This is a genomic window from Hydrogenophaga sp., assembly GCF_019635465.1.
Lineage (GTDB): Bacteria > Pseudomonadota > Gammaproteobacteria > Burkholderiales > Burkholderiaceae_C > Hydrogenophaga.
In genome coordinates, this window is record NZ_JAHBZK010000012.1 from 64,756 (window position 1) to 89,293 (window position 24,538).

Consider the following 24,538-nt stretch of genomic DNA (forward strand, 5'->3'; position numbering starts at 1 on the left):
GGTAGCGACCGAACCCGTGCGAGCGAACGCCGTGGCAACGGCGGTCGAGCGCGCGCAGGCGGTGCAGCGACCCGCGGCTGCGAGCCTTTCGCCACCGCCACCGCCACCACCTGCCCCAAACCTTGCATCGGTGGACGCTTCCGCCATGCCGTCGGCCGAGCCGGTCGCCGAAATTGCGCCGACGGTTCCATTGGCACCCGCTGAGGCAGAAGTACCCGCCGACGACGATCTGCGCGCCTGGTTTGGCGATGGGCCACTGGAGCCGCCAGCACCTGCCGACGTTGAAGAGGTGCCGGCGGAAGAGGTTGCTCCGCTGGCGGCTGAGCCGACTGAGCAGGCAGACATTGCACCGGAGCCGTCGGCAGACCCGCCTCCTGCCGACATGCCCGATGCGGCACCACTCACCGAGAACGAGCAGGCTTCTCCTGCCAGCGACAGCGATGGGCTTTCGCCCGAGTTTCAGGCTGAATTGCAGCGCTTCGTGCAAAGTGCGCGCGAAGTGCCCATGGCCGCCCCGGGGCTGGTTCGACCGGATGTTGTAGAAAAAGTGGCGAGCGAAGCCGCCCAATCGTCGACCTCATCGGATGACGACACCGACGACGCCACCGTCGTGCCGGGTTTCGTGCAGCAAGCCCAACGCCAGGCGTTCTGGACCTCTGGGGCGATGCGCGGCTTGTTGTCGTTGGTGGTGCTGCTGCTTGGCCTCGTTCTGCTGGGGCAGTGGGGCATTCAGCATCGGCACACGCTGGTGGCTGAACATCCCGAATGGCGACCCTGGGTGGTGCAGGCGTGTGGGTACCTCGGTTGCGATCTTTCACCCGCACACCGCATCAATGCGGTCGAGATCGAAAGCGCGCAACTGGTGCGCCGCCTCGGCAACTTCTATTCGTTCGATTTCGTGCTGCGCAATCGCGCACCTGTAGAAGTTGCTCCTCCGGCGCTGGAGCTGACGCTGACGAACACCACGGATCAGCCGGTGCTGCGCCGGGTGTTTCTTCCGTCTGACTGGCCGGATGCACCGCTTGCGCTGCCGGCGCAAGGCACTGTGTCGGTCAGCTTGCGATTGGCGATTGCTCTCGACGAGGGTGCGCCGACCGCAGGCTACCGGGCGCTCGTTTTCTACCCCTGACCGACTGAGATACTGACCATGGCCATTCTTGTTTGCGGCTCGCTTGCCTTCGACACCATCATGACCTTCGAGGGCCGATTCGCCGATCAGATCCTGCCCGATCAACTGCACATACTGAACGTGTCGTTTCTGGTGCCGGGCCTTCGACGCGACTTTGGTGGCTGCGCGGGCAACATTGCCTACGGACTTCGTCAGCTGGGCAGTGATGCGGTCCCACTGGCTGCGTTGGGCAACGATGGCACCGACTACCTCGCCCGCATGCAGGCGTTGGGTGTGGACACCGCACACGTGGTGAGTGTGAGCGAGTCCTACACCGCGCAGGCCATGATCATGACCGACAAGGACAACAACCAGATCACGGCATTCCACCCTGGTGCCATGTCGTTCGCGCACCAGAATCCGGTGCCTTCGCGCAGCGACCTGGCGCTGGCCATTGTTGCGCCGGACGGGCGTGACGCCATGCTGTCCCACGCAGCGCAGCTCAAGGCCGCGGGCATTCCCTTCGTGTTCGACCCGGGCCAGGGTCTACCCATGTTCAACGGCGAAGAACTGCGAAACTTCATCGAACAAGCGAGTTGGGTGGCCGTCAACGACTACGAAGGTCGCATGTTGTGCGATCGGACAGGGTGGACGTTGGCTGAGGTGTCGCAACGCGTGAAGGGCTTGATCGTCACGCTGGGCGAGCAGGGTTGCGATGTGTGGGAGGTGGGGGTTGCCATGCGTGTTGCCGGTGTTGCGGCAGCGGCTGTGGTCGATCCCACAGGATGTGGCGATGCATTTCGAGCGGCACTGTTGCATGGTTTGTCGCAAGGCTGGCCATTGCAGCGTTGTGCCCAACTCGGCAATCAAATGGGAGCTCTCAAGATTGCGGTGCGCGGCCCGCAGAACTACTCAGTTGAGAGCCTTGTGCGATGAACTTACCTGGCTGAGCCTGGGTTCGGTCAAGAAAAAAGCCCGGCGCTTTCGCAGCCGGGCTTTCAGATCAACCGTGAATGCTCAGGGCTTGCTGGACGTCGGAAACGGCCAAGCGGCTTGAGGATTCAGTTTGGTCTGAGCGGCAGGTGCCGCAGCGGGAGCAGGGGCAGCCGGCGCCTTGGCCGGCTTAGCTTTTTTTGCGGGGGCCGCCTTTTTCGCAGGGGCCTTCTTCGCAGCTGCCTTTTTCGCCGGGGCTTTCTTGGCCGGCGCCTTCTTGGCAACGACTTTCTTCGCCGGTGCTTTCTTGGCTACGGCTTTCTTTGCCGGTGCCTTCTTGGCAGCGACTTTCTTCGCCGGCGCCTTCTTGGCTACGGCTTTCTTCGCCGGTGCCTTCTTGGCAGCGACTTTCTTCGCCGGCGCCTTCTTGGCTACGGCTTTCTTCGCCGGTGCCTTCTTGGCAGCGACTTTCTTCGCCGGTGCCTTCTTGGCGACGACTTTCTTCGCCGGTGCCTTCTTGGCAGCGACTTTCTTCGCCGGTGCCTTCTTCGCCGCGGCCTTCTTGGCCGGGGCCTTCTTCGCAGTTGCCATTGCTTTCTCCTTGATCAAGTTGCAAAGAGCACTTCAGCCGGTCAGATGGCCGGTGAAGTGATTCAATGCCCTGAAGTACCGCAGCATTGCCGCGGCCACCTTCAGGGCACTGAACCCGGGGTCAAATCAGCCGTTGCGTCTTGGCGCCTGTCGGACTGACTTGTTGAAACGATGCATGCGTCGATGCGCGATATGGGTAGGCAATGCGAGAGGACCCCGATCGGAGTTCAATCCCAGGACAGTGCGCCACCCGATTGGTATTCGATGACCCGTGTTTCGAAAAAATTGCGTTCCTTCTTGAGATCGATCATCTCGCTCATCCAGGGGAACGGGTTCTCCTCGTTCGGGAACAGGGGCTCAAGACCGATCTGCGTCGCACGGCGGTTGGCGATGTAGCGCAGATAACCTTTGAACATGGATGCGTTGAGGCCCAGCACGCCACGGGGCATGGTGTCCTCGGCATAGCGGTACTCAAGCTCGACGGCTTTTTCGAACAAGGCCTTGATCTCTGCCTTGAACTGAGGCGTCCACAGCATTGGATTTTCGAGCTTGATCGCGTTGATCAGGTCGATGCCGAAATTGCAATGCATGGACTCGTCGCGCAGGATGTACTGGTACTGCTCGGCGGCCCCGGTCATCTTGTTCTGGCGACCCAACGCCAGGATCTGCGTGAAGCCGACGTAGAAGAACAGACCTTCCATCAGGCAGGCAAAGACGATCAAGGACTTCAGAAGCGTCTGATCGTTCTCGGGCGTGCCGGTCGTGAAGGTGGGATCCATGATCGCGTCAATGAACGGGATCAGGAACTCGTCCTTGTCGCGAATGGACTGCACCTCGTTGTAGGCGTTGAAGATCTCGCCTTCGTCCAGTCCCAGGGACTCGACGATGTACTGATACGCGTGCGTGTGGATGGCTTCTTCAAAAGCCTGGCGCAGCAGGAACTGCCGGCACTCGGGCGCCGTGATGTGGCGATAGGTGCCCAACGTGATGTTGTTGGCCGCCAGCGAATCGGCCGTCACGAAGAAGCCCAGATTGCGCTTGACGATGCGACGCTCGTCTTCGCTCAGGCCGTTGGGGTCTTTCCAGAGCGCGATGTCGCGGCTCATGTTCACTTCCTGCGGCATCCAGTGGTTGGCGCAGGTGGCGAGGTACTTTTCCCAGGCCCACTTGTACTTGAACGGTACCAACTGGTTGACGTCGGTCTGGCCGTTGATGATGCGCTTGTCGGCGACGTTGATGCGTCGGTGCGTACCTGCATCGGCTCGCGCAGAAGTGGCAGGCATCGAAGTTTGTGCGGAGACGGCGGCGGTGGCCTCACCAACAGATGAGACTTGCAAGCCCGGCTGGCCGGAGGGGCGAGGGCTTTGCGGCGGCGTCGAGAGAGGCGTTGCGGGGTCTTCCCAGGTCAACATAGATATCGGTCCGATTCAGCGAATTATCAAAGTGTCTGTGCGAATTGCAAAGCAATCAGAGCGCGTGCATCCCGATTTTGTTGCGGTGTTGCATCGAATGAATCGCTGCAATGCATCGCAACGTGCATCGCATGCACGCGTTTCCAATCACTGACAAGCTTCACAGCCCGGGTCATCGATGGCGCAGAACTTCACGTCAGTGGCGGGCTCGGCGTTCATCGCGGCATCGTTGGTCGATGCGTGAGCGGTCGAGGAATGATCGACCGACACCGCATTGAGCTGGCCGGTGCGTCCCGTGGATTTCTCGACCTGCGTCGCCGAGGTGGTGCGCAGGTAATAGGTCGTCTTGAGGCCGCGCAGCCAGGCGAGCTTGTAGGTCTCGTCGAGCTTCTTGCCCGATGCACCCGCCATGTAGATGTTCAGACTTTGCGCCTGGTCGATCCACTTCTGGCGGCGCGCCGCGGCTTCGACCAGCCACACGGGTTCGACTTCGAAGGCCGTTGCATAGAGCGCCTTGACGTCCTGCGGCACACGATCGATCGGGCGCAGCGAACCGTCGAAGTGCTTGAGATCCATGACCATCACGTCGTCCCACAAGCCCAGGCGCTTGAGGTCTTTGACGAGGTAGCTGTTGATGACGGTGAACTCGCCGGACAGGTTCGACTTGACCGAGAGGTTGCCAAAGCAGGGTTCGATCGAGGCGTCGACGCCGATGATGTTGGAGATGGTGGCCGTGGGTGCGATCGCAACGCAGTTGGAGTTGCGCATGCCGTCCTGCGCGATCTTGTTGCGCAGCGCGTCCCAGTCGAGCGAGGCGGTGCGGTCCACATCGACGTAGCCGCCGCGCTGCTGGGCCAGCAGGTCGAGCGTGTCCGGCGGCAGCATGCCCTTGTCCCAGAGCGAGCCCTTGAAGCTGCTGTAGCGTCCGCGTTCACGGGAAAGCTCGGTCGATGCCCAATAGGCGTAGTAGCAGACGGCTTCCATCGAGCGGTCGGCAAAGTCGACGGCTTCGTTGGACGCGTAGGGGATGCGCAGCTCGTACAGCGCGTCCTGGAAGCCCATCACGCCCAGGCCCACCGGACGGTGGCGCAGGTTGGAGTCGCGGGCCTTCTTGACAGCGTAATAATTGATGTCGATCACGTTGTCGAGCATGCGCATCGCTGTCGAGATCGTCTTCTTGAGCTTGTCGTGGTCCAGCTCCTTGCCGTTGGGGCCGTCCTTGAGGTGGCGCAGCAGGTTGACCGAACCCAGGTTGCAGACAGCGGTTTCGGTGTCGCTGGTATTGAGCGTGATTTCGGTGCACAGGTTGGAGCTGTGAACCACACCGGCGTGCTGTTGCGGGCTGCGCACGTTGCAGGCGTCCTTGAAGGTGATCCAGGGGTGGCCGGTTTCGAACAGCATCGACAGCATCTTGCGCCACAGGTCGGTGGCGGGCACCTTCTTGTAGGGCTTGATTTCGCCACGGGCGGCCTTCTCTTCGTAGGCGGTGTAGGCCTGCTCGAAGTCGGTGCCGAACTTGTCGTGCAGATCGGGCACGTTGGACGGCGAGAACAGGCTCCATTCGCCTTTTTCGAGCACGCGCTTCATGAACAGATCCGGAATCCAGTTCGCGGTGTTCATGTCGTGGGTGCGGCGGCGGTCATCGCCGGTGTTCTTGCGCAGTTCCAGGAATTCCTCGATGTCGAGGTGCCAGGACTCGAGGTAGGTGCAGACGGCGCCCTTGCGTTTGCCACCCTGGTTGACCGCCACGGCGGTGTCGTTGACGACCTTGAGGAAGGGCACCACGCCTTGCGACTCGCCGTTGGTGCCCTTGATGTGGCTGCCCAGGGCGCGCACACGGGTCCAGTCGTTGCCGAGGCCGCCAGCGAATTTGGACAGCAGCGCGTTTTCCTTGATGGACTCGTAGATGCCGTCGAGGTCGTCGGGCACGGTGGTCAGGTAGCAGCTGGACAGCTGCGAGCGCAGGGTGCCGCTGTTGAACAGCGTGGGGGTGCTGCTCATGAAGTCGAAGGTGGACAGGATTTCGTAGAACTCGATGGCGCGGGCCTCGCGATCGATTTCGTTGAGGGACAGGCCCATGGCCACGCGCATGAAGAAGGCTTGCGGCAGTTCGATGCGGGTTTTGCGCACGTGCAGGAAATAGCGGTCGTACAGGGTCTGCAGGCCGAGGTAGTCGAATTGCAGGTCACGTTCGGGCTTCAGCGCTGCACCCAGGCGCGCCAGATCGAACTGCAGCATGTCAGGGTTGAGCAGGTCGGCGTCAACACCCTTCTTGATGTAGCCGGGGAAGTAGTCGGCGTAACGCTGGGCCATCTGGGCCTGCGGCACTTCTTCGCCGAGGATTTCCTTGACGATGGTGTGCAGCAGCAGGCGGGCGGTGGCGTAGGTGTAGTCCGGATCCTTTTCGATCAGGGTACGCGCGGCAAGGATGGCCGCCTTGTAGACCTCTTCGATGGGCACGCCGTCGTAGAGGTTGCGCTTGGTTTCGGCAACGATCGGGTCCGCCTTCACGTCGGCCCCCAGGCCGTTGCAGGCGTCGCTGATCAAGCGCATCAGCGCCTCGACGTCGAGCGGGACGCGCTGGCCACGGTCCAGGACGTGGAGCACGGGTTCGCTGGGCTTGGCGGCAGCGGCCTGCGAAGCGCGCTCGGCAGCGCGGCGCTCGCGATAGAGCACATAGGCACGTGCTACCTCGTGGTGGCCACTGCGCATGAGGCCGAGTTCGGCCTGGTCCTGCACGTCTTCGATGTGGAAGGTGCCGCCGCCCGGGCGCGAGCGCATCAGGGCGCGGACCACGTTCTGCGTCAACTCGTCCACCGTTTCGCGAACGCTGGCCGATGCGGCACCCTGCGTGCCATGCACCGCCAGGAACGCCTTCATCATCGCCACCGCAATCTTGCTGGGCTCGAACGGCACCACCGCACCGTTGCGGCGAATGATCTGGTATTGCGCATACACCGACGCGCTGTGGCTGCTGCCGGCGTTGGACGTGGCGCTGGCGGCCACGCGGCTGGCGGTTGAGGTCGGGGTCTGGGGGGTGGTGGCGGTCAGCATGGTTCCTCTTGCGGTCCGGTCTGGCTTGTTATGGGCAGTGAAATCGGTGTCGTTGGCGCCGGCATGCAGACTTGCGACTTACTGCATGGGGTTTGTTGATCACCGCTGGGCGCACACTATATCTGGTGTCCATAGGGGGTACAAGGCGCTACCCCTAGTGTTTTTACGCGTGATGCCCACCGATCGTCGGCAGCGGCTTTTGTCGTCGCGCTCTTCAGTGTGCGCAGGGTTCGCGCGTGGCGCGCGATGCACTTGCAGGAGGCAGCATTGGCGGGCGTTGCAAGGCGATTTGCTGCTGCAGGCCGCATCGCAGTTGGGATGCAGCGCTGACTGGGCAGGCATCAATCCGCAGATGTGGCGGACTGCGCGTTTGTCGTCTCGGGAAAACAATGGCGCGACCAACCGAGCGCGCGGCGCAGTCGAGGCCAGTCGAAACCTGACCCAGGGTCTTGTTTGCGCCCGGGTGCAACGTGCTCGTGACCAACGATCTGCGCAACCGGGTGCTGCGAGCACAGGGCGGCGCACAGGGCTGCGATCGCGTCGTACTGGGCCGACTCGAAGAGCTCGCCCTCAAGGCCCTCGAGCTCGATACCAACGGAGAAATCGTTGCAGTTGCCTCGACCGCGCCAGCTCGATTGCCCGGCGTGCCACGCGCGGTCCAGCACAGACACGAATTGCACCGTTTCACCGTTGCGTCGGATGAAAAAGTGCGAGGACACCTCGATCCCGCGAATGCGATCGAAGTAGGGGTGCGCGTCCCAGTCGAGTCGGTTGGTGAACAGCTGTTCCACCTGCGGGCCGCCATAGACGCCGGGTGGCAGGCTGATCGAATGCACGACCACGGTGTCGATGGCCATGTGGGCGGGGCGCGGTCCGTGGTTGGGTGATGTCACCTGGCGGGCGCGGGCCCACCATCCCGAATTCCAGGGAAGCTCAGGCATCGCCACCGTCGGCGTCGTTGCCTTGGGCGCCGGGCAGCGAAATGCCCAGGCGCTGGATGCGGTAGCGGATCTGGCGCAAGTTCAGGCCCAGGCGCGCCGCCGCGGCGGTGCGGTTGTAGCCGCTCTCCTGAAGGGCCTTGATCAACACCTGCCGCTCCTGCTCGTCGAGGAAGCTTTGCAGGTCAGTGGGCAGCTCTGCCTCCGCATCATCGGACGGGTCACTGGGGGCCCCTTCGTCGTCGGCGTGCGCTGACCTGTCGGGCAGGGTGTCCTGCAGCGTATCGGGCATCGTGTCGCCGCTTTCGCTGAAATCTTCGGGTCGGAGTTCATCCCCGGCGGAGAGCGCCAGCGCACGCTGCAGCAGGTTTTCGAGCTCTCGCACGTTGCCCGGCAGTTCGCGCGACTGCAACCAGTGCAGCGCGGCGTCGCTCAGGTGCGGCATCGGCTGCCCCGATTCGTCGCACAGGCGCTGCAGCAGGGCATGCGCGAGGACGGGCAGGTCTTCGGGCCGATCGCGCAGGGCCGGCGTACGCAAGCCGATGACGTTGAGTCGGTAGAACAGATCCTGGCGAAACTCGCCCGACTGCACCAGGGCAGGCAGATCGCGGTGCGTGGCGGACACCAGCCGCACATCCACGGCTTCCTCTTGCACGGCACCCAGTGCGCGCACCCGGCGCTCCTGAATGACGCGCAGCAACTTGGCCTGCATCGACACTGGCAGGTCGCCAATCTCGTCGAGAAAGAGCGTGCCACCGTTGGCGGCCTGGAAATAGCCTTCACGGTCGGCGGCCGCGCCGGTGTATGCGCCTTTGCGTGCGCCGAAGAATTCCGCTTCGATGAGGTTCTCTGGAATTGCGCCGCAATTGACCGCCACGAATGGGCCATTGGCGCGGTGACTGCACTCGTGCACCGCACGTGCGACCAGTTCCTTGCCGGTGCCCGACTCACCCAGGATCAGCACCGGTGCCATGCTGGTGGCCACCTTCTCGATGCGTGCCTTGATCTGCTGCACGCTGGGCGAATGGCCGACGATGCGCTCAAGGGCGCGTTGGCCAGACGGCGGCGGAGGCGCGGCGCGGATGGGGCCGTTGGCAGGTGCTGCGCGTTCGTCAGAGGACGCGGCCGCCAGTGGGGCCCGTTGCGAGCGCAGCGCGGCACTCACGGCGCCACGCAACTGGCGCAGATCGACGGGTTTGGTGAGGTAATCGAACGCCCCCGCCTTGAGCGACTCGACCGCGTTCTCGGCCGAACCGTGCGCGGTGATCACGATGCAGCGTTCGCTGCGCTGGCGGTCGGCCACCTCGCGCAAGAGTTCCAGCCCCAGCCCATCGGGCAGCTGCATGTCCGAGATCAGCACGTCAAAGCGGTGATGGGCGAGGCAGTCGCGGGCCTGGTGCAGGTCGGGCGCGGTGGTGACAGCATGACCCTCGCGCAGCAGGGTCAGCTCGTACAGCGTGCGAAGGTCGGGCTCGTCGTCGACCACCAGAATGGATGCGCTGGGCGATGCCGTGGCCATGGCGGGTCAGTGCTTGCCCAGCGGCGAACGACCGGAGCGCAAAGGGTCGACGATGGTGCGCTCGATGTCCTGTGGCGACATGGAGTACGGCAGGCTATGCTGGCCGCCGTCGCGCACAGGTGCGCCGCTGCCGCGCACCGCCGGCATCAGCACGTAGAACTCGTTGCCTTCGAGCTGATCCAGGCGGGAGCGTTGGTAGGCGATCTGTGCGCCATAGCGCTCGCACAGCTCGCGGCAGATGTACAGCCCCAGTCCGCTGGAGCGGCTCTCTGACGAAAAGAACGGCTCGAACAGGTGCTTGACCACGGTGGCCTCCAGCGGGCCGCCGTCGCTCCAGACCGAGATGCGCAAATGCTCCTGGCCGCTGGCCTGCGTGATGACGCGAATGGAAGCTGCCTTGCCGCTGGCATGGCGCAAGGCGTTGTCCAGCAGGTTGACCAACAGACGCCGCAGATGTTCGGGGTCGAAGCGCACGCTGGCCTGGGACGAATGCAGGTGCACGCCCAGTGCCTTGGTGACCTGGTTCTGCCGTGCCCATTCGCCGGTGACCTGGCGGACCGCCACGTCCAGGGGCAGCGCAGGCACCTGTCCATCGGCCCGGCTGGGTTGGGGCCGGGCAATGTTGAGGATGTCGTCGACGATGCGTGAGAGGCGCTGCGCGTTTTGATCGATCATGCGCGTCAGCCGCTTTTGTTCCGGCGTCTTGGCGTCTTCGTCGAGCAAGGCGTTGGCCTGGGTGATGGCCGACAGCGGATTGCGGATCTCGTGGGCCACCGCGGCCGACATGCGGCCCATCGACGCCAGCTTTTCGGTGCGCACCCGCGCCTCCACTTCGCGCAGGTCTTCGAGGAACAACACACACAGCGAACCGCGTTCACCGATCACGGGTGTGAGCTGGGTGCGTGCGTGCAGGCGCTGCGCAGGGCGGTCGCCATGCTCGATGGTGGTCTCGGTCTCCAGGGCCGCATCGATGGCGAAGCTCTCTTGCACCAGCGACGCCAGGTGCGACCAGCTCGGGCGCGCCGACAGCAGCAGCTTGGCCCCGGCCGGAAATGCCTCGCCCATGAGCATGTTGCGCGCAGCCGGATTGGCGTTGCGCACCACCCCATGGGCGTCGATCACCAGCACGCCCACTTCCAGGCTTTCAATCACCACCTCATTGACGGCTGCCTGTGCGCGCGCCGCCGCCTGACTGCTGGCCGATACGGCCTCTTCCCGTGCCAGGCGAATGGCCAACTGGTGTGCCAGCACCGCGACGAGAAAGAAACCGGTTCCGGCCAGGCCGGCCTGCAGGAAACGCGCGCTGTCGATCTGGCCCAGCGCGGGCGAAGACAGCCAGGCGTCGCCCAGCAGCAGCAGCGTCACCAGCGCCGCGCTGCCCAGCCCGATGACCAGCTGGCCAAGAATGGCGCCCAGCAAGACGGGCAGGGCGAACAGCGGCGTGAAGTTGATGCCGCTGCTGTCGAAATGCTGGAGCGCGGCGACCACCGCCACGTCGACACCGATGGTGATGATCCACTGCACCGTGGGCGCACGGGTGTGCTCGGCCGGGTGCCACAGCAGCAGCACCACCACGGTGGCCAGCAGATAGCCCGAGGCCAGGGCGGTCATGGGCAGCGAGCCGTTGCCCGTGGCCAGCAGCAGGAACAGGTGCAGGCCCAGCACCACCACCGCGACGAAGACGCGAGCCTGCATGAAGGCGCGCCACAGGCGCATGAACGCCTTCTTCCGTTGCTCGCGTGAGCGGCTGCCCGGCGTCTCGAACGCCGAGTACCACGAGGGAGCGAATTGCGAGCTGTCTTCGTGCGCCATGGGTAGCGTCAGGCCGGTGGCCCCTCGATGCGTTGACGATGCTCTTGGCTGCAGTACACGCCTTCCCGGCCCTGGACGGCTTCGGTGTGCGGCATGTGGGTGCCACAGACGCGGCAGGCGACCATGGTCACCGGCGCCGCCACCGCCCGCCGCGCCTTGGGCGCTGCACGAGCGGCCATTTCTTCGCGGCGGTTGTTGCGCCAGATCCAGTACGCCACCATGACGACGGCGAACACAAGCAGGTATTTCATCGGTGCGTCCTCAGGGGCGGTGCAGCAGCACTTCCAGCACGAAGCGCGAGCCCACATAGCTCAGCAACAACAGACCAGCACCCACATACAGCGTGCGCACGGCGGTGCGTCCACGCCACCCCAGTTGCCAACGCCCCCACAGCAGCACCGCAAGGGTCAGCCAGGAAAGCACCGAAAACACGGTCTTGTGGTTCCACACCATGCGCTGGTTGAGCAGTTCGGAGAAGTACCAGCCGGCTGCCAGCGTGAGCGTGAGCAGCACAAAGCCCGCCGCCAGGAAGCGAAACGTCAGGCGCTCCAGGGTCAGCAGGGGCATGGCGGTGTCGTGGGTGGTGCCGTGCCGCATGGCCTGCTCGGCACGCTGCATCAGGAAGCCGTGGACGACGGCGGCGCCGATCAACCCGTAGGCAGCGATGCCCAATGCCCAGTGCAGCGGCATCCAAGCTGAGGGCAGTGCCGGGTGGTGAGCACCGGGGAACAGCAGCGCAATCACCATCACCGCCGCGCCCAGCACAGCCAGCACCCCGCGCGCGCGCAGCTGGGGGTACAGCCGGCTTTCAATCAAATAGATGGTGAGTACCAGCCACACCGTCACCGACAGCGCCGGCCCAAAGCCGAAACGGACCGGGTCGACGGTCAGCCCGGCCAGCAAAGCCAGCAGGTGCAGCCCCCAGGTGATGGCGAGCAGGCCGCGCGCGCGCATCTGGCTCAGGCGGGGATGCATCCACGCCACCAGGGCATAGGCCAATGCGGTGATCGCCGACAGCACGGTCGCCGGCAGGTTCAGGGCCAGTTGGGGCAGCAGGTTCATGACCGCAGGCGTGGGCGGGGCACTAAAATCACCCGCACATCTTAACGGCGGCCCCGGCCGCGACGCCCCGCTCAAGCGGGGTCGATGCGCGGTCTGTGTGGGCGAACCCACAGCCGCCTGCCCACCCCACCGAACGACGAACCCCATCCATGGCATCCGCGCTGTCCGACCGCCTGTCCCGCATCGTCAAGGAGATGCGGGGTCAGGCGCGCATCACCGAGACCAACGTCAGCGACATGCTGCGCGAGGTCCGCATGGCCTTGCTAGAGGCCGACGTGGCCCTGCCGGTGGTGCGCGACTTCATCGCCCGGGTCAAGGAAAAGGCCCTGGGGCAGGACGTGGTGGGCTCGCTCACCCCTGGCCAGGCGCTGGTAGGCATCGTCAACCGCGAGCTCGCCGCGACCATGGGCGAAGGCGTGGCCGACATCAACCTGGCGGCGCAACCGCCGGCGGTGATCCTGATGGCCGGTCTGCAGGGCGCCGGCAAGACGACCACCACCGCCAAGCTGGCGCGCCACCTGATCGAGCGCCGCAAGAAGAAGGTGCTGACGGTGTCGGGCGACGTCTATCGCCCCGCGGCCATCGAGCAGCTCAAGACGGTGACGGCCCAGGCGGGCGCCGAATGGTTCCCCAGCACGCCGGACCAGAAGCCGGCCGACATCGCGCGTGCGGCGCTCGACCACGCACGGCGCCACCATTTCGACGTGCTGCTGGTGGACACGGCGGGTCGCCTGGCCATCGACGAAGCGCTGATGCGCGAGATTCAGGACCTGCACAACGTACTCAAACCGGTCGAGACGCTGTTCGTGGTCGACGCCATGCAGGGCCAGGACGCGGTCAACACCGCCAAGGCCTTCAAGGACGCGCTGCCGCTGACCGGCATCGTGCTGACGAAGCTCGATGGTGATGCCCGCGGCGGTGCTGCGCTGTCGGTGCGCTCGGTCACCGGTGTGCCGATCAAGTTCGCGGGCGTGTCCGAGAAGATCGACGGGCTGGAAGTCTTTGATGCCGATCGCCACGCGCAACGCGTGCTGGGCATGGGCGACATCGTGGCCCTGGTCGAACAGGTCACCGCGGGCGTGGACATGGCCGCGGCGCAGAAGCTGGCCGCCAAGGTCAAGAGCGGCGAGGGCTTCGATCTGGAGGATTTTCTGCAGCAGCTGCAGCAGATGAAGCAGATGGGCGGCCTGTCCAACCTGCTCGACAAGTTGCCGGCGCAACTCGCCGCCAAGGCCGGCGACGCCGACCTGAGCCGCGCCGAGAAGGACATCAAGCGCAAGGAAGGGATCATCTGCAGCATGACCCCCACCGAGCGACGCAAGCCCGACATCATCAAGGCCACGCGCAAGCGCCGCATCGCCCAGGGCGCCGGCGTGCATGTGCAGGAGGTCAACCGCCTGCTCAAGGAGTTCGAGCAGATGCGCGACATGATGAAGAAGATGAAGGGCGGCGGCCTGATGAAGATGATGAAGCGCATGGGTGGCATGAAGGGCATGCCCAAGCTGCCCGGCATGGGCTGACCTGCGTCAAGCCGTTGGCCGACTGCATGGCCCACACTGGCGGCCATGTGGCTGCTGATTGAATCCATCGCTTGTGCCATGGCGTTGCTGGTGGCGCTGTGGCTCAGACCCTGGCGCCTGCTGAACGGCCCCTTGCTCACGCCTGCGCTGGGCGCGCTGGTGCTGGTGCCACTGCTCTGGCTCACGCCCACGCTCATGCCGGCCGGTCTGCAAGTGCAACTCACCGCCGCCAACCTGCTGGTGCTGATGCTGGGTTGGCCGCTGGCGGTGCCGGCGCTGGTGGGCGTGGCGTTGATCGTGGGCCTGGTCGGTGGCGACGCACCGGCGCTCGTGATCGAGCGGCTGTGGTGGCTCGGCGTGCTGCCGGCCACGCTGGCCCTGGGGCTGGGCGCCGTGTTGCGGCGCTGGTTGCCGGCCAACCCGTTTGTCTACACGCTGGGGCGCGGCTTCTTCACCACCGTGCTGGCGGTGTTTGTCGCCGCCTCATTGCGATTGCTGGCGCACCCTTCGCCCAGCGATCAGGCCTTCGTCGCGGTCTGGCTCATGGCCTGGGGCGACGGCTTTCTGACAGGGCTGGTGGTGGCGGTGTTCGTGGCCTTTGCGCCGCAATGGCTGGCCACCTGGTCCGATGCGCGCTATCTGCAGCCGCCCGACGCCTCTTGATGACCGGGGGGATGACAAATGATGAATGACTTCGCGATGCGCGCTCAATGACAACGTCGGCGCGCCCGCAGTCATTGGTCATCCCGCCGCGCAGCGGCGAGTCATCTGTCATCCCGCAGCCAATTACGCAGCCTTCAAGGCCAGCCGGCTGGCGTGGCGCCAGGCACTGCGCAGCACAGCGGGCGACCACGATTCCTCGGGGATGAGCAGCACGCCGCGCGAGCGCATCCACGCGCCAAGCTCCACGTGGCTGGTGGCCACCGTCAACGGGATGGCCAGCACCAGCGGCAGCGCGACGGGCGCCAGCCAGAGCAGGGCGTCGGCGTTGAGCAGCGCAACGCCAAAGCCGAGGCAGGCCACCACGGCGCTCATGGGCGCCAGGCGCTGAGCGGCGTCGCCCCAGGCGATGCCGCTGGCCTCGCGCGGGGGCGATTTCCAGTCGAGCTTGATGCCGGTGAGCGCCACCACCACGAACAGCGAGTGCGCCAGCATGCGGATCGGCGCCTGCAGCAGGGCCAGGCCGGTCTCGGCCAGTGCGCTCAACAGCAGCGTGGCGCCACCGCCGAACAGGCGTTGCTCTCGCTTGAGGAAGACGGCGATCAGGCCCAGCACGCGTGGCATGAAGAGCAGGCACAGCGTCCAGATCCACAGACCGCGCAGCTCGGCGGGCACCGCGCCCCAGCTGCTCACCATGGTCTGGTCGCTCACCCACAGCGCCGTGCCGAAAGTGAGGAAGGCCAGCCACAGCGGCGCCGACAGGTAGGACATGGCGCCAATGACGAACATGGCGCGGTGAACGCGGTGGATGCCGGGCTCGGCCATCAGGCGCGCGTTCTGCAGGTTGCCCTGGCACCAGCGGCGATCGCGCTGCAGTTCGCTGAGCAGGTCGGGTGGCTGCTGCTCGTAGCTGCCCTGCAGGTCGGACACCAGCCACACGTGGTAGCCGGCGCGGCGCATCAGCGCGGCTTCGACGAAGTCGTGCGACATGATGCCGCCGGCCATGCCGCCCTTGCCGGCGATGGGCGCCAGCGCGCAATGCTGCATGAAGGGTTCGACCCGGATGATGGCGTTGTGGCCCCAGTAGTGCGACTCGCCCAGTTGCCAGAACTGCATGCCCAGGGTGAACAGGCGACCGGTCACGCGCGAGGCGAACTGCTGCGCGCGGGCGTGCAAGGTGGCGTGGCCCACGGCCTGGGTGGCGGTCTGGATGATGCCGGCGCGCGGGTTGGCTTCCATCAGCTTGACCATGTCGACCAGGCAACGCCCGCTCATCACGCTGTCGGCGTCGAGCACGATCATGTAGCGGTAGTCCTTGCCCCAGCGGCGGCAGAAGTCGGCCACGTTGCCCGCCTTGCGGTGGGTGCGGCGCGTGCGCAGGCGGTAGTACACCTCGACCGAGGCGCGGCCACCCTGTGCTGCCAGCTCGGCGCGCAGGTTTTCCCAGGCGGCGCGCTCAGCGCGCTGGATGGCCGGGTCGTAGGAGTCGGACAGCACGAACACGTCGAACACCTGGGCTTCGCCGGTGGTGGCCAGCGAATCGCAGGTGGCGCGCAGGCCGGCGAACACGGTGGCCACGTCCTCGTTGCAGATCGGCATGATGATGGCCGTGCGCGCATCGGGGTTCATGTCGTGGTCGCGCACGTCGGCGGCGCGCAGCGTGTGACGGTCGCCGAACAGCGTGACCCAGAAGCCCATCAATGCGGTGACGAAGCCGGTCAGCACCCAGGCCGACAGGGTCACGAACAGCACCAGCTGGCCGCCTTGCAGCCAGACGTTGCCGCCTTCGGGTTGCAGGTGCGCGAACAACAGCGCAGCCACCATGGTCCACACCAGCGTCAGCGCGGTGAACACGGCGCGGCGGCGCTGGGCCGCGGCCTGCCAGGGCATGCGCGGTTCGCTCTCAGGCGCTGCGCTGCGGCGGTAGGGTGGCAGCGCCCGGCTGGCGGTTTCGAGCAGGGCGGTGCCCACGCTGTTCCAGAAGCCGCGCCAGGGCCGCGGCACCATCGAGCCGCGGTGGATCGGCGGTGCGGTCACCGCGTTCGGATGGCGTTCCTCGCGCAGCAGGCTGCGGTGGCTCATTCGGGCAGAAGCAGGTGCGTCCATGTTTCGCTCACGGTGTGTTGCTGGTGTTGCAGGAAGGCGCGCAGCTCGACCGGCTGCGCCGGATCGATGCGCGCGACGCGCAGGCTCAGGCGCCAGCTGCGCGTGGCCGGATTGGGGTAGGCGATGGCTTCGAGCACGCGGCCGTTGGCGTTGGTGCTCACCACGGCGCGGACCTCGGCGCCGGCGGGCAGGGCATCGATGGCGGGGCCGGCGAAATCGAGCACGTATTGCGGCTGCGCGCTTTGCTCGTCCGCACTCAGGCGGGTGAAGCCGTAGCCGCGGCGGCTCTGCGTGACCCAGCTGGCCGGCGGTCGCTGTTGTTCGTCGCCTTGCCAGGCGATGTCGTAGGTCAGGTCAAGCGGTTGACCGGGCTGCAGCGCCTGCGCCGGCACCCAGTACGCGACCACGTTGTCGTGCGTCTCGTCGGGGGTGGGCAGCTGCACCAGCTCCACACGGCCGGCGCCCCAGTCGCCCACGGGCGTGACCCAGGCGCTGGGACGGCGCTCGTAACGGGCCTCGACGTCTTCGTAGCTGGAGAAGCGCCGGTCGCGCTGCATGAGGCCGAAACCGCGCGGCTGGCGCGTGGCGAACGAGCTGACGGTGAGCGAGGCCGGCCGTTGCAGCGGGCGCCACAGCCACTCGCCTTCGCCGGTGACCAGCATCAGGCCGTCGGAGTCGTGCACCTCGGGGCGAAAGTCGCCGGGCATCGGCTGGTTCTCGCCCGAGAGGAACATGCTCGTCAGCGGCGCGATGCCCAGGGTGTGGATGGCGGGCGCGCCGTCGCGCGCGAACAGCCGCAGCTGTACGCGGGTGCGGGTGTTGAAGCCGGGCTCGATGTCGAAGCGGTAGGCGCCGGTGACGCGGGGCGACTCGAGCAGCGCGAAGACGGTGACGGTCTTTGCATCGGGCGCCGGGCGCTGCAGCCAGAACTCGGTGAAGCGCGGGAACTCCTCGCCCTGGCCGCCAACGGTGTCGATGGCCAGCCCGCGTGCGGACAGGCCGTACTGCTGCTGGGCGCCGAGCGCGCGGAAGTAGCTCGCGCCCAGAAAGACGATCAGCTCGTCTTTGTAGGCAACGTTGTTGAGCGGGTAGTGCAGGCGAAAGCCGGCATGGCCCAGGTCGCCCCAGGCGGTGGTGTCGAAGCGGTTGGCGCCGAAGTTGAAGTCCTCGACGCGGTACGGCAGGTGGCGCACTTGGCCATCGGCCAGCAGCTCGTGGATGCGCACCGGCTGCGTCTGGTACAGGCCGAGGTGGAAGTACTGCCCTTCAAAAGGCAGGTTCTGCTCGCGCCAGGTGGCGCGCTCGGTGCGAAAGCGGATGTCGCGCAGCTGGTCGTAGCTGATGTTGGCCAGCGCGTCGGGCAGCTTGTCGCTGTTTTCGCGCCAGGGTTCGCTGGCGCGCACCTGCGCCAGGTGGGTGAGCTGGTCCCAGTCGAATGCGTGCGCAGGCCCGAAACCCAGCAGGCATGCGGCGCCCAGGCCGATGGCCAGGTGGCGGCGCTGCTGTTGAAGGCGTTGGATGAGGCGTTGAAAAAGCCGGGGCATGCCTGCTTAAGGGCAAACCCTGTGCCATGACGAAAAACGCCTTTCAGATCAAGCACTTGATGCGCGCCGAGACCCCGAATCCGCGGTGACCGCGCCATGGCGGCGCGAAACACCCCGGTTTTTGTCGCCATGCGGCGACAAGGCCTTTGCTGCGCTGCAAAAAAGCGTTGTGAATCAACCGTTTGGGGCTGTCACGATTCGGCGACAGCCCCGTCGTCGTCACCGTGCAGGCCGTCGCTTTTGAACAGGCCGGGGGTGAGTTCGTGCTTTTGCAGCAGGCGGTAGAACTCGGTGCGGTTGCGCTGGGCCAGGCGGGCCGCGTCGGCCACGTGGCCATCGGTCATTTTGAGCAGGTCGACCAGGTACGCGCGCTCGAAGCGCTGGCGCGCCTCCGCCAGGCTGAGCACCTCGACCGAGGGCGTGCGAAGCGCGCGCTGCACCAGCGCCAGCGGCACCAGCGGGGTGGTGTTGAGCGCACAGACCTGTTCGACCACGTTGTAGAGCTGTCGCACGTTGCCCGGCCAGGCGGCCATGGTCAGCGCCTTGAGCGCTTCGGGCGCGAAGCCCGAGCTGCGTTTGCCGTACTTGGCCGACAGGCGCGCCAGAAAGTGGTTGGCCAGCAGCGGAATGTCCTCGCGGCGCTCGGCCAGCGTCGGCAGGTGCAGGGTGACGACGTTGAGCCGGTAATACAGGTCCTCACGGAACTGGCCGTCGGCCATGGCGGCTTCCAGGTCGCGGTGCGTGGCCGAGACGATGCGCACGTCGACCGGGATCGACTGGCTCGACCCCAGCGGGCGCACGGCGCGCTCCTGCAGCACGCGCAGCAGCTTGACCTGCAAGGCCGGCGGCATGTCACCGATTTCGTCGAGCAGCAAGGTGCCGCCGTCGGCCGCCTGGAACAGGCCCTTGTGGTTGCTGACCGCGTCGGTGAAGGCGCCCTTGACGTGACCGAACAGCTCAGACTCCAGCAGTGCTTCTGGGATGGCGCCGCAGTTCACCGCCACGAAGGGCTTGTTCGCCCGCGCGCTGGCCTTGTGGATGGCACGGGCCAGCACTTCTTTGCCGGTGCCCGAGTCGCCGCGCAGCAGCACGCTGGCGTCGCTGCGTGCCACCAATCGCGCCTCGGCCAGCAGGTCGGCCATGCGGCTGGAGCGGCTCACGATCTCGGCGCGCCAGGCTTCGTCGGCCTGGCGCGAGGGCAGGCTGGGCGCAGCCAGGGCCAGGGCCTGCGCGATCTTCTCCAGCAGTTCCTTGGCGTCGTAGGGCTTGGTGAGGTAGCCGAACACGCCGCGCGCGGTGGCTTCCACGGCGTCGGGGATGGTGCCGTGGGCAGTGAGCAGGATCACCGGCAGCGAGGGGTGGCGCGCACGCACCTCGTCGAACAGCGCCAGGCCGTCACGCCCGGGCAGGCGCACGTCGGACAACACCAGCTGCGGGCGTTCGATCTCGAGCTGCGCCAGCGCGGCTTCGGCCGACCCGACGGCGGTGACCTGGTAGCCGGCAGAGCCCAGGCGCATCGACAGCAGTCGCAGCATGTCGGCGTCGTCGTCGACGACCAGCAGGCGCGCGCGAGGTGTGGGCGACGTGCTCATGCTGCGATCAGGGTGTGGCGGGCCGCGGCGCCGCCGCAGGCGCGCGGTTGTTCAGGCTGCGTTCGATGGCGCGCATGGCCTCCAGCCGATCATTGAGCTGGTCGATACGGCGCTGCTGGTCACGCAACTGTTGGGCCTGGCGATCGAGCGCTTCCTCCAGCCGACGCTGCTCCATCAGCCGAGCGGCCAGCAGGCGAGCGAAGGGACGGTATGGAGTGACCTCGGGTGCGCCGTTGGCGGCCACGCGCTGGGCCAGGCCCAGGGCGCGCGCGGTGTCCACCGGTTGACCGGACTGCATCAGCGCCATGGCGAGTTGCAGCTGGCGCGGGGCCTGCATCCCCGGGTCGCCCAGCGAGGCGATCTCCAGGGTGAGTTCGGGCGGGGTCAGCGCGCGCACCCGTTCGCCATAGCGCAGGAGGGCGCTGTTGGCGTCGGCTTCACTGACCTCGCTGGCGGCCGCGTTGACCAGCACGGGCGCAACCGCCACGGTGGCCGGTGGCGGCGCGGCATCCGGCGGGCTGGCCGGCGCGCCACTCAGCAGCGTGGACGCGGCCACAGTCGCGCCCGCAGCGCGCGCCGGCGGCGGCGCTTCGGCAGGCGTCACCGCGCAGGCTGTTCCCAGTGTGCCCAGCAACAGCGCGCAGGCCAGACGCCAGTGGGTGAATCGAAGGTCAGGAGGCATGGGGCAGTTCGATGCGGAAGTGGGCACCGCGCGCATCATCGATCAACTCGATGCGACCGCCGTGCGCGACGATGTATTCGTGAACGATGGACAGGCCGATGCCGGTGCCTCGCACCGCGCCTTCGGGTTGACGCTCGCCACGGAAGAAGGGTTCAAAAATGCGTTCGCGGTCGGCGGGTGCCACGCCGGGACCCTGATCGACGATGTCGATGCTGACGCGCGCCGGCAACGCCAGCAGCACCAGCCGGATGGTGCCGCCGTGGGGCGAGAAGCGGATGGCGTTGAGCAGCAGGTTGCCGATGGCCGAAGCCATTTTTTCCCTGTCGACCGGCGCCACGACGGCTTCGCCCTCGACGCGCACCTGCAGGCCGTGCGCCTGCCAGTGCAGGCGCTGCGCCTCGACCTGCTCTTCCAGCAGGGCGCGCAAGTCGGTGCGTTCGCGCCGCAGCTGACGCGCCTCGAAGGCGGCGGCATTGAAGCTCAGCAGCGCCTCGATCTGCGACTGCAGCACCTGCGTGTTGTGCTGCAGGATGTTGACCACCTCGGCCTGGTTGGGATTGAGAGCGCCGGCCACACCGTCGCCGAGCACGGCCACACCCTCGCTCAGTGAGGCCAGGGGCGTTTTGAGTTCGTGCGAGATGTGGCGCAGAAAGCGCGCCTTGTCGGCGTCGAGTTCGGTCAGGCGCAATCGCAGCCAGTCCAGCTGCTGGCTCACACGGCGCACGTCCTTGGGGCCTCGGATGTCGATGGGCTGGTCGAGGCGGTTCTCGCCCAGGCCGACGATGGCGCGCTCCAGTCGCTGAAACGGCTTGGCCAGCCAGATGCCGAAGCCCAGCGCCATGGCGGCCGCCAGCAGGATGGAGCCGGTCACGATCTGCGTGAGCTGCTGCTGGTTGCGCTCGAAGCCGGCCTGCAGCGCTTCGTTGCGGGCAGCGATGATGGCCTGCACCTTTTGCGCAATGGCGGCGCTGTGACCGTCGAGCTCACGGAACGCGCGGGCCACCTCGCGCTCGCGGTCCAGCGCGGTGTCGGCCGGTCCTTCCAGCAAGCCGGTGACCACATCGATCTGGCGTCGCCAGGGTTGCGCAAACTCGCCCGGCAGTTCGTTGTCTTCGAGCCGCTTGAGGATGTCGCGTGCGTGCCCCGCCGCTTCGGTGAATCGCTGGCGCAGCTGGTTGTCGCGCAGCACCAGCGACTGGCGCGCAGCGCGTTCCATGGTCAGGCTGCGTTCCGACAGCGATTGCGCCGCCGTGGCCAGCGCAATGGCCTGCGCCGTGCCTTCGCGGCTTTGCCCGAGCAGTGTCTCGAGCGAGAACAGGGCGCGCACGGCGGCCGCACCGAGCAGCGCGCCGATCAGCAAAAACGCGATCAGCAGCAGCTGCTGGAACGACAGCGAGGAGGGGCGCACGATGTCCGGGATGGAGCGCCGTCAGGCGGCTTCGCGCACCAGCACCTCGCCGCGCAGCGAGTGGGGCAGGGCCTGGGTGATGCGTACGTCGATCATCTGCCCGGTCAGTCGCGCGCCGTTGGGGCCGCCGTTGAAGTTGACGATGCGGTTGCACTCGGTGCGACCCATCAGCTCGGCGGCACCGTCCGGGCCCGGGCGACGCGCCGGCCCTTCGACGAGGATGCGCTGCACCGTGCCCTCGCGGCTGGCGCTGATGCGTCGCACGTTGGCCTCGATGGTGGCCTGCAGGTGCTGCAGCCGCTTGAGCTTGACCTCGTGCGGCGTGTCGTCGGGCAGGTTGGCCGCGGGCGTGCCGGGGCGCGGGCTGAAGATGAAGCTGAAGCTGCTGTCAAAGCCCACGTCGTCGATGAGCTTCATCATCTTGTTGAAGTCGTCTTCGGTCTCGCCGGGAAAGCCGACGATGAAGTCGCTGCTCATGGAGATGTCGGGGCGGATCGCGCGCAGCTTGCGGATCGTGCTCTTGTATTCCATGGCGGTGTAGCCGCGCTTCATGGCCATGAGGATGCGGTCCGAGCCGTGCTGCACCGGCAGGTGCAGGTGGTTTACCAGCTTGGGCACCCTGGCGTAGGCCTCGATCAGTCGCGCCGTGAATTCATTGGGGTGACTGGTGGTGTAGCGAATGCGCTCGATGCCGGGAATGTCGGCCACGTACTCGATCAGCATGGCGAAGTCGGCGATCTCGCTGGTGTCGCCCATCGCGCCGCGGTACGCGTTGACGTTCTGCCCCAGCAGCGTCACTTCCTTCACGCCCTGGTCGGCCAGGCCCGCCACCTCGACCAGCACGTCGTCAAACGGGCGGCTGACCTCTTCACCGCGGGTGTAAGGCACCACGCAGTAGCTGCAGTACTTGGAGCAGCCTTCCATGATCGAGACAAATGCCGAGGCGCCGTCGACCTTGGCCGGCGGCAGGTGGTCGAACTTCTCGATCTCGGGGAAGCTGATGTCCACCTGCGGGCGCGCCTGCGCAGCGCGTTGTGCCAGCAGCTCGGGCAGGCGGTGCAGGGTCTGCGGGCCGAACACCACATCCACGAAGGGCGCGCGCTGGATGATGGCCTCGCCCTCCTGGCTGGCGACGCAGCCGCCGACACCGATGAGCACACCCTTTTGCTTGAGGTGCTTGATGCGGCCCAGGTCGGAGAACACCTTCTCCTGCGCCTTCTCCCGCACCGAGCAGGTGTTGAACAGAATCAGGTCGGCCTGCTCGGGGTCGTTGGTGGGTTCGTATCCCTCGGCGGCGCCGAGGACGTCGGCCATCTTGTCCGAGTCGTACTCGTTCATCTGGCAGCCAAAGGTCTTGATGAAGACTTTGCGGGTCATGGTGGGGCTCCTGCGGGCGTGCAACGCCCGATGCACCGCCCGATGCCTGGCGGTGCGCATTCAAATGGGGGTCAGTTGGCGGTGGTCGACGCCGCCGGCTGGCCGTCGCTGCTTTGCTGCGACTCGAAGGTGTAGTTGCGCTCCACGCCGTAGCCTGGGCGCTTTTCCTTCATCTCGGCCTCGGTCAACAGCCAGACCTGGCTGATCTGGCCGCGCTTGTCGAGGAGGTAGTTGACGGTCAGGGTCTGGTTGACCAGGGTGGCCGAGCGCAGGATGCGGTCGCTGGTGTCGATGATGCGGGCGCCGGGCGACAGGCGCACCACACGTTCATCCATCTCGACATAGGGCGGCAGTTTGACAACCAGTTCACCACGCAATGTCTGCTTGGGGAACTTGCGCACCGATTCCTGGGCGTGTACCCCGCCAGCGATGGCCAGGGCGGCCAGCAGGGTGGTGAAGCAGCGGTTCATGGTGTAGATCCAGAGGCTGAAGAAGGCGCGGATTGTCGCATGCGGGTCACCGACGCCGGCTTGCCGCGCGGTGGATCGGCGCGCCCTTTGGTCTGCGGGTGGCACAGTGTGGTGCATTCGAAACCCGGAGACTCCCATGCCCCGATTGGCGCCCCTGCCCCCCGAAACCACGCCCGAGCTCAAACCCCACTTCGACTTCTTTCTGGGCACCCTGGGCTTCACGCCCAACAGCGTGCTGACCATGCAGCGGCGCCCGAAGCTGGCGCAGGCGCTGGCGGTGCTCAACGCTGCCGTGATGGACCCTGAGAGTGATGTCGATCTGGGTTTTCGCCGCCTGATCGGCCACGTCGTGAGTCAGGTTTCGGGCTGCCGCTACTGCCAGGCGCACACGCTGCTGGGGGCCAAGAACTTCGGCGTGAGCGAGGCCAAGCTGGCCGACATCTGGACCTTCGCCAGCAGCCCGCACTACAGCGAGCGCGAACGCCTGGCCCTGGACTTTGCGCTGGCCGCGGCGAGCCAGCCCAATGCGGTGACGGACGAGCAGTTCGTTGAACTGCAGCGCCACTGGAGCGATGGCGAGATCGTCGAGATCCTGGGCGTGGTGGCCATGTTCGCCTTTCTCAACCGCTGGAACGACACCATGGCCACGCCGCTGGAGGCGGTGCCGACCGCAGTGGCTGAGCGCGCGCTGGGCGCGCAAGGCTGGACGCCGGGCAAGCACGGCGCATGAACCGGCGCATTCACCGGCGC

General features: G+C 66.3%; 20 protein-coding genes. 5 read left to right on the top strand and 15 right to left on the bottom strand.

What is annotated here, in order from left to right; translation table 11 throughout:
• The first annotated feature begins 130 nt into the window (after positions 1 to 130).
• The gene (locus KF871_RS12300; protein WP_291142704.1) at positions 131 to 1,129 is read left to right on the top strand and encodes a DUF3426 domain-containing protein; all 999 of its coding nucleotides are present in this window, start codon (positions 131 to 133) and stop codon (positions 1,127 to 1,129) included.
• An 18-nt stretch (positions 1,130 to 1,147) separates the two neighbouring features.
• Positions 1,148 to 2,044, top strand: coding sequence for a carbohydrate kinase family protein (locus KF871_RS12305; RefSeq protein ID WP_291142706.1), 897 nt, complete (start codon positions 1,148 to 1,150; stop codon positions 2,042 to 2,044).
• Between the two features lie 81 nt (positions 2,045 to 2,125).
• Here the strand turns inward: KF871_RS12305 and KF871_RS12310 are convergent, their stop codons facing one another.
• From KF871_RS12310 to KF871_RS12345, 8 genes are all read right to left on the bottom strand, one after another.
• The gene (locus tag KF871_RS12310; RefSeq protein WP_291142709.1) at positions 2,126 to 2,632 is read right to left on the bottom strand and encodes a histone H1-like DNA-binding protein; all 507 of its coding nucleotides are present in this window, start codon (positions 2,630 to 2,632) and stop codon (positions 2,126 to 2,128) included.
• A gap of 227 nt (positions 2,633 to 2,859) precedes the next feature.
• Entirely contained in the window at positions 2,860 to 4,044 is a 1,185-nt protein-coding gene (locus KF871_RS12315) for a ribonucleotide-diphosphate reductase subunit beta (protein ID WP_291142713.1), read from the bottom strand.
• A 147-nt stretch (positions 4,045 to 4,191) separates the two neighbouring features.
• Positions 4,192 to 7,098: a ribonucleoside-diphosphate reductase subunit alpha gene (locus tag KF871_RS12320; RefSeq protein ID WP_291142716.1), complete on the bottom strand. Its 2,907-nt coding sequence runs from the start codon at positions 7,096 to 7,098 to the stop codon at positions 4,192 to 4,194.
• A gap of 341 nt (positions 7,099 to 7,439) precedes the next feature.
• Positions 7,440 to 8,039 (bottom strand): 1,6-anhydro-N-acetylmuramyl-L-alanine amidase AmpD, encoded by a 600-nt coding sequence (gene ampD, locus KF871_RS12325; RefSeq protein ID WP_291142719.1) that lies wholly within the window; start codon positions 8,037 to 8,039, stop codon positions 7,440 to 7,442.
• Positions 8,032 to 9,555: a sigma-54 dependent transcriptional regulator gene (locus tag KF871_RS12330; protein ID WP_291142723.1), complete on the bottom strand. Its 1,524-nt coding sequence runs from the start codon at positions 9,553 to 9,555 to the stop codon at positions 8,032 to 8,034. The genes ampD and KF871_RS12330 overlap by 8 nt, the downstream gene beginning before the upstream one ends.
• 6 nt (positions 9,556 to 9,561) lie before the next feature.
• Positions 9,562 to 11,367, bottom strand: coding sequence for an ATP-binding protein (locus KF871_RS12335; protein WP_291142727.1), 1,806 nt, complete (start codon positions 11,365 to 11,367; stop codon positions 9,562 to 9,564).
• Positions 11,368 to 11,375: 8 nt separating this feature from the next.
• Positions 11,376 to 11,618 carry a PP0621 family protein gene (locus KF871_RS12340; RefSeq protein WP_291142730.1) on the bottom strand — a complete coding sequence of 81 codons (243 nt, stop codon included), beginning with the start codon at positions 11,616 to 11,618 and terminating at the stop codon, positions 11,376 to 11,378.
• Between the two features lie 10 nt (positions 11,619 to 11,628).
• Complete coding sequence (locus tag KF871_RS12345; RefSeq protein WP_291142733.1) at positions 11,629 to 12,429, bottom strand: inner membrane protein YpjD; 801 nt, start codon at positions 12,427 to 12,429, stop codon at positions 11,629 to 11,631.
• A gap of 149 nt (positions 12,430 to 12,578) precedes the next feature.
• Between KF871_RS12345 and ffh the strand changes: the two genes are divergently transcribed.
• Both ffh and KF871_RS12355 read left to right on the top strand, forming a co-directional pair.
• A complete protein-coding gene (ffh, locus tag KF871_RS12350) occupies positions 12,579 to 13,949 on the top strand; it encodes a signal recognition particle protein (RefSeq protein ID WP_291142736.1) in 1,371 nt (456 codons plus the stop codon).
• Positions 13,950 to 13,994: 45 nt separating this feature from the next.
• A complete protein-coding gene (locus KF871_RS12355; RefSeq protein ID WP_291142739.1) occupies positions 13,995 to 14,612 on the top strand; it encodes a hypothetical protein in 618 nt (205 codons plus the stop codon).
• Positions 14,613 to 14,735: 123 nt separating this feature from the next.
• Here KF871_RS12355 and mdoH read toward each other — a convergent pair whose 3' ends face one another.
• The 7 genes from mdoH to KF871_RS12390 form a co-directional block, all read right to left on the bottom strand.
• The gene (mdoH, locus tag KF871_RS12360) at positions 14,736 to 16,715 is read right to left on the bottom strand and encodes a glucans biosynthesis glucosyltransferase MdoH (RefSeq protein WP_291142741.1); all 1,980 of its coding nucleotides are present in this window, start codon (positions 16,713 to 16,715) and stop codon (positions 14,736 to 14,738) included.
• On the bottom strand, positions 16,688 to 18,259 hold the full coding sequence (locus KF871_RS12365; protein ID WP_291142744.1) for a glucan biosynthesis protein G: 1,572 nt from the start codon (positions 18,257 to 18,259) through the stop codon (positions 16,688 to 16,690). The genes mdoH and KF871_RS12365 overlap by 28 nt, the downstream gene beginning before the upstream one ends.
• Before the next feature lie 191 nt (positions 18,260 to 18,450).
• The gene (locus tag KF871_RS12370) at positions 18,451 to 19,851 is read right to left on the bottom strand and encodes a sigma 54-interacting transcriptional regulator (protein WP_291142746.1); all 1,401 of its coding nucleotides are present in this window, start codon (positions 19,849 to 19,851) and stop codon (positions 18,451 to 18,453) included.
• A 7-nt stretch (positions 19,852 to 19,858) separates the two neighbouring features.
• Positions 19,859 to 20,533 carry a hypothetical protein gene (locus tag KF871_RS12375; protein ID WP_291142749.1) on the bottom strand — a complete coding sequence of 225 codons (675 nt, stop codon included), beginning with the start codon at positions 20,531 to 20,533 and terminating at the stop codon, positions 19,859 to 19,861.
• On the bottom strand, positions 20,523 to 21,941 hold the full coding sequence (locus tag KF871_RS12380) for an ATP-binding protein (RefSeq protein WP_291142751.1): 1,419 nt from the start codon (positions 21,939 to 21,941) through the stop codon (positions 20,523 to 20,525). The genes KF871_RS12375 and KF871_RS12380 overlap by 11 nt, the downstream gene beginning before the upstream one ends.
• Positions 21,942 to 21,962: 21 nt before the next feature.
• Entirely contained in the window at positions 21,963 to 23,318 is a 1,356-nt protein-coding gene (gene miaB, locus KF871_RS12385) for a tRNA (N6-isopentenyl adenosine(37)-C2)-methylthiotransferase MiaB (protein WP_291142754.1), read from the bottom strand.
• 71 nt (positions 23,319 to 23,389) lie between these two features.
• The gene (locus KF871_RS12390; RefSeq protein WP_291142757.1) at positions 23,390 to 23,788 is read right to left on the bottom strand and encodes a hypothetical protein; all 399 of its coding nucleotides are present in this window, start codon (positions 23,786 to 23,788) and stop codon (positions 23,390 to 23,392) included.
• A gap of 136 nt (positions 23,789 to 23,924) precedes the next feature.
• On the opposite strand from KF871_RS12390, the gene KF871_RS12395 reads away from it, so the two are divergent.
• Positions 23,925 to 24,518 carry a carboxymuconolactone decarboxylase family protein gene (locus KF871_RS12395; RefSeq protein WP_291142760.1) on the top strand — a complete coding sequence of 198 codons (594 nt, stop codon included), beginning with the start codon at positions 23,925 to 23,927 and terminating at the stop codon, positions 24,516 to 24,518.
• The last annotated feature ends 20 nt before the right edge of the window (positions 24,519 to 24,538 follow it).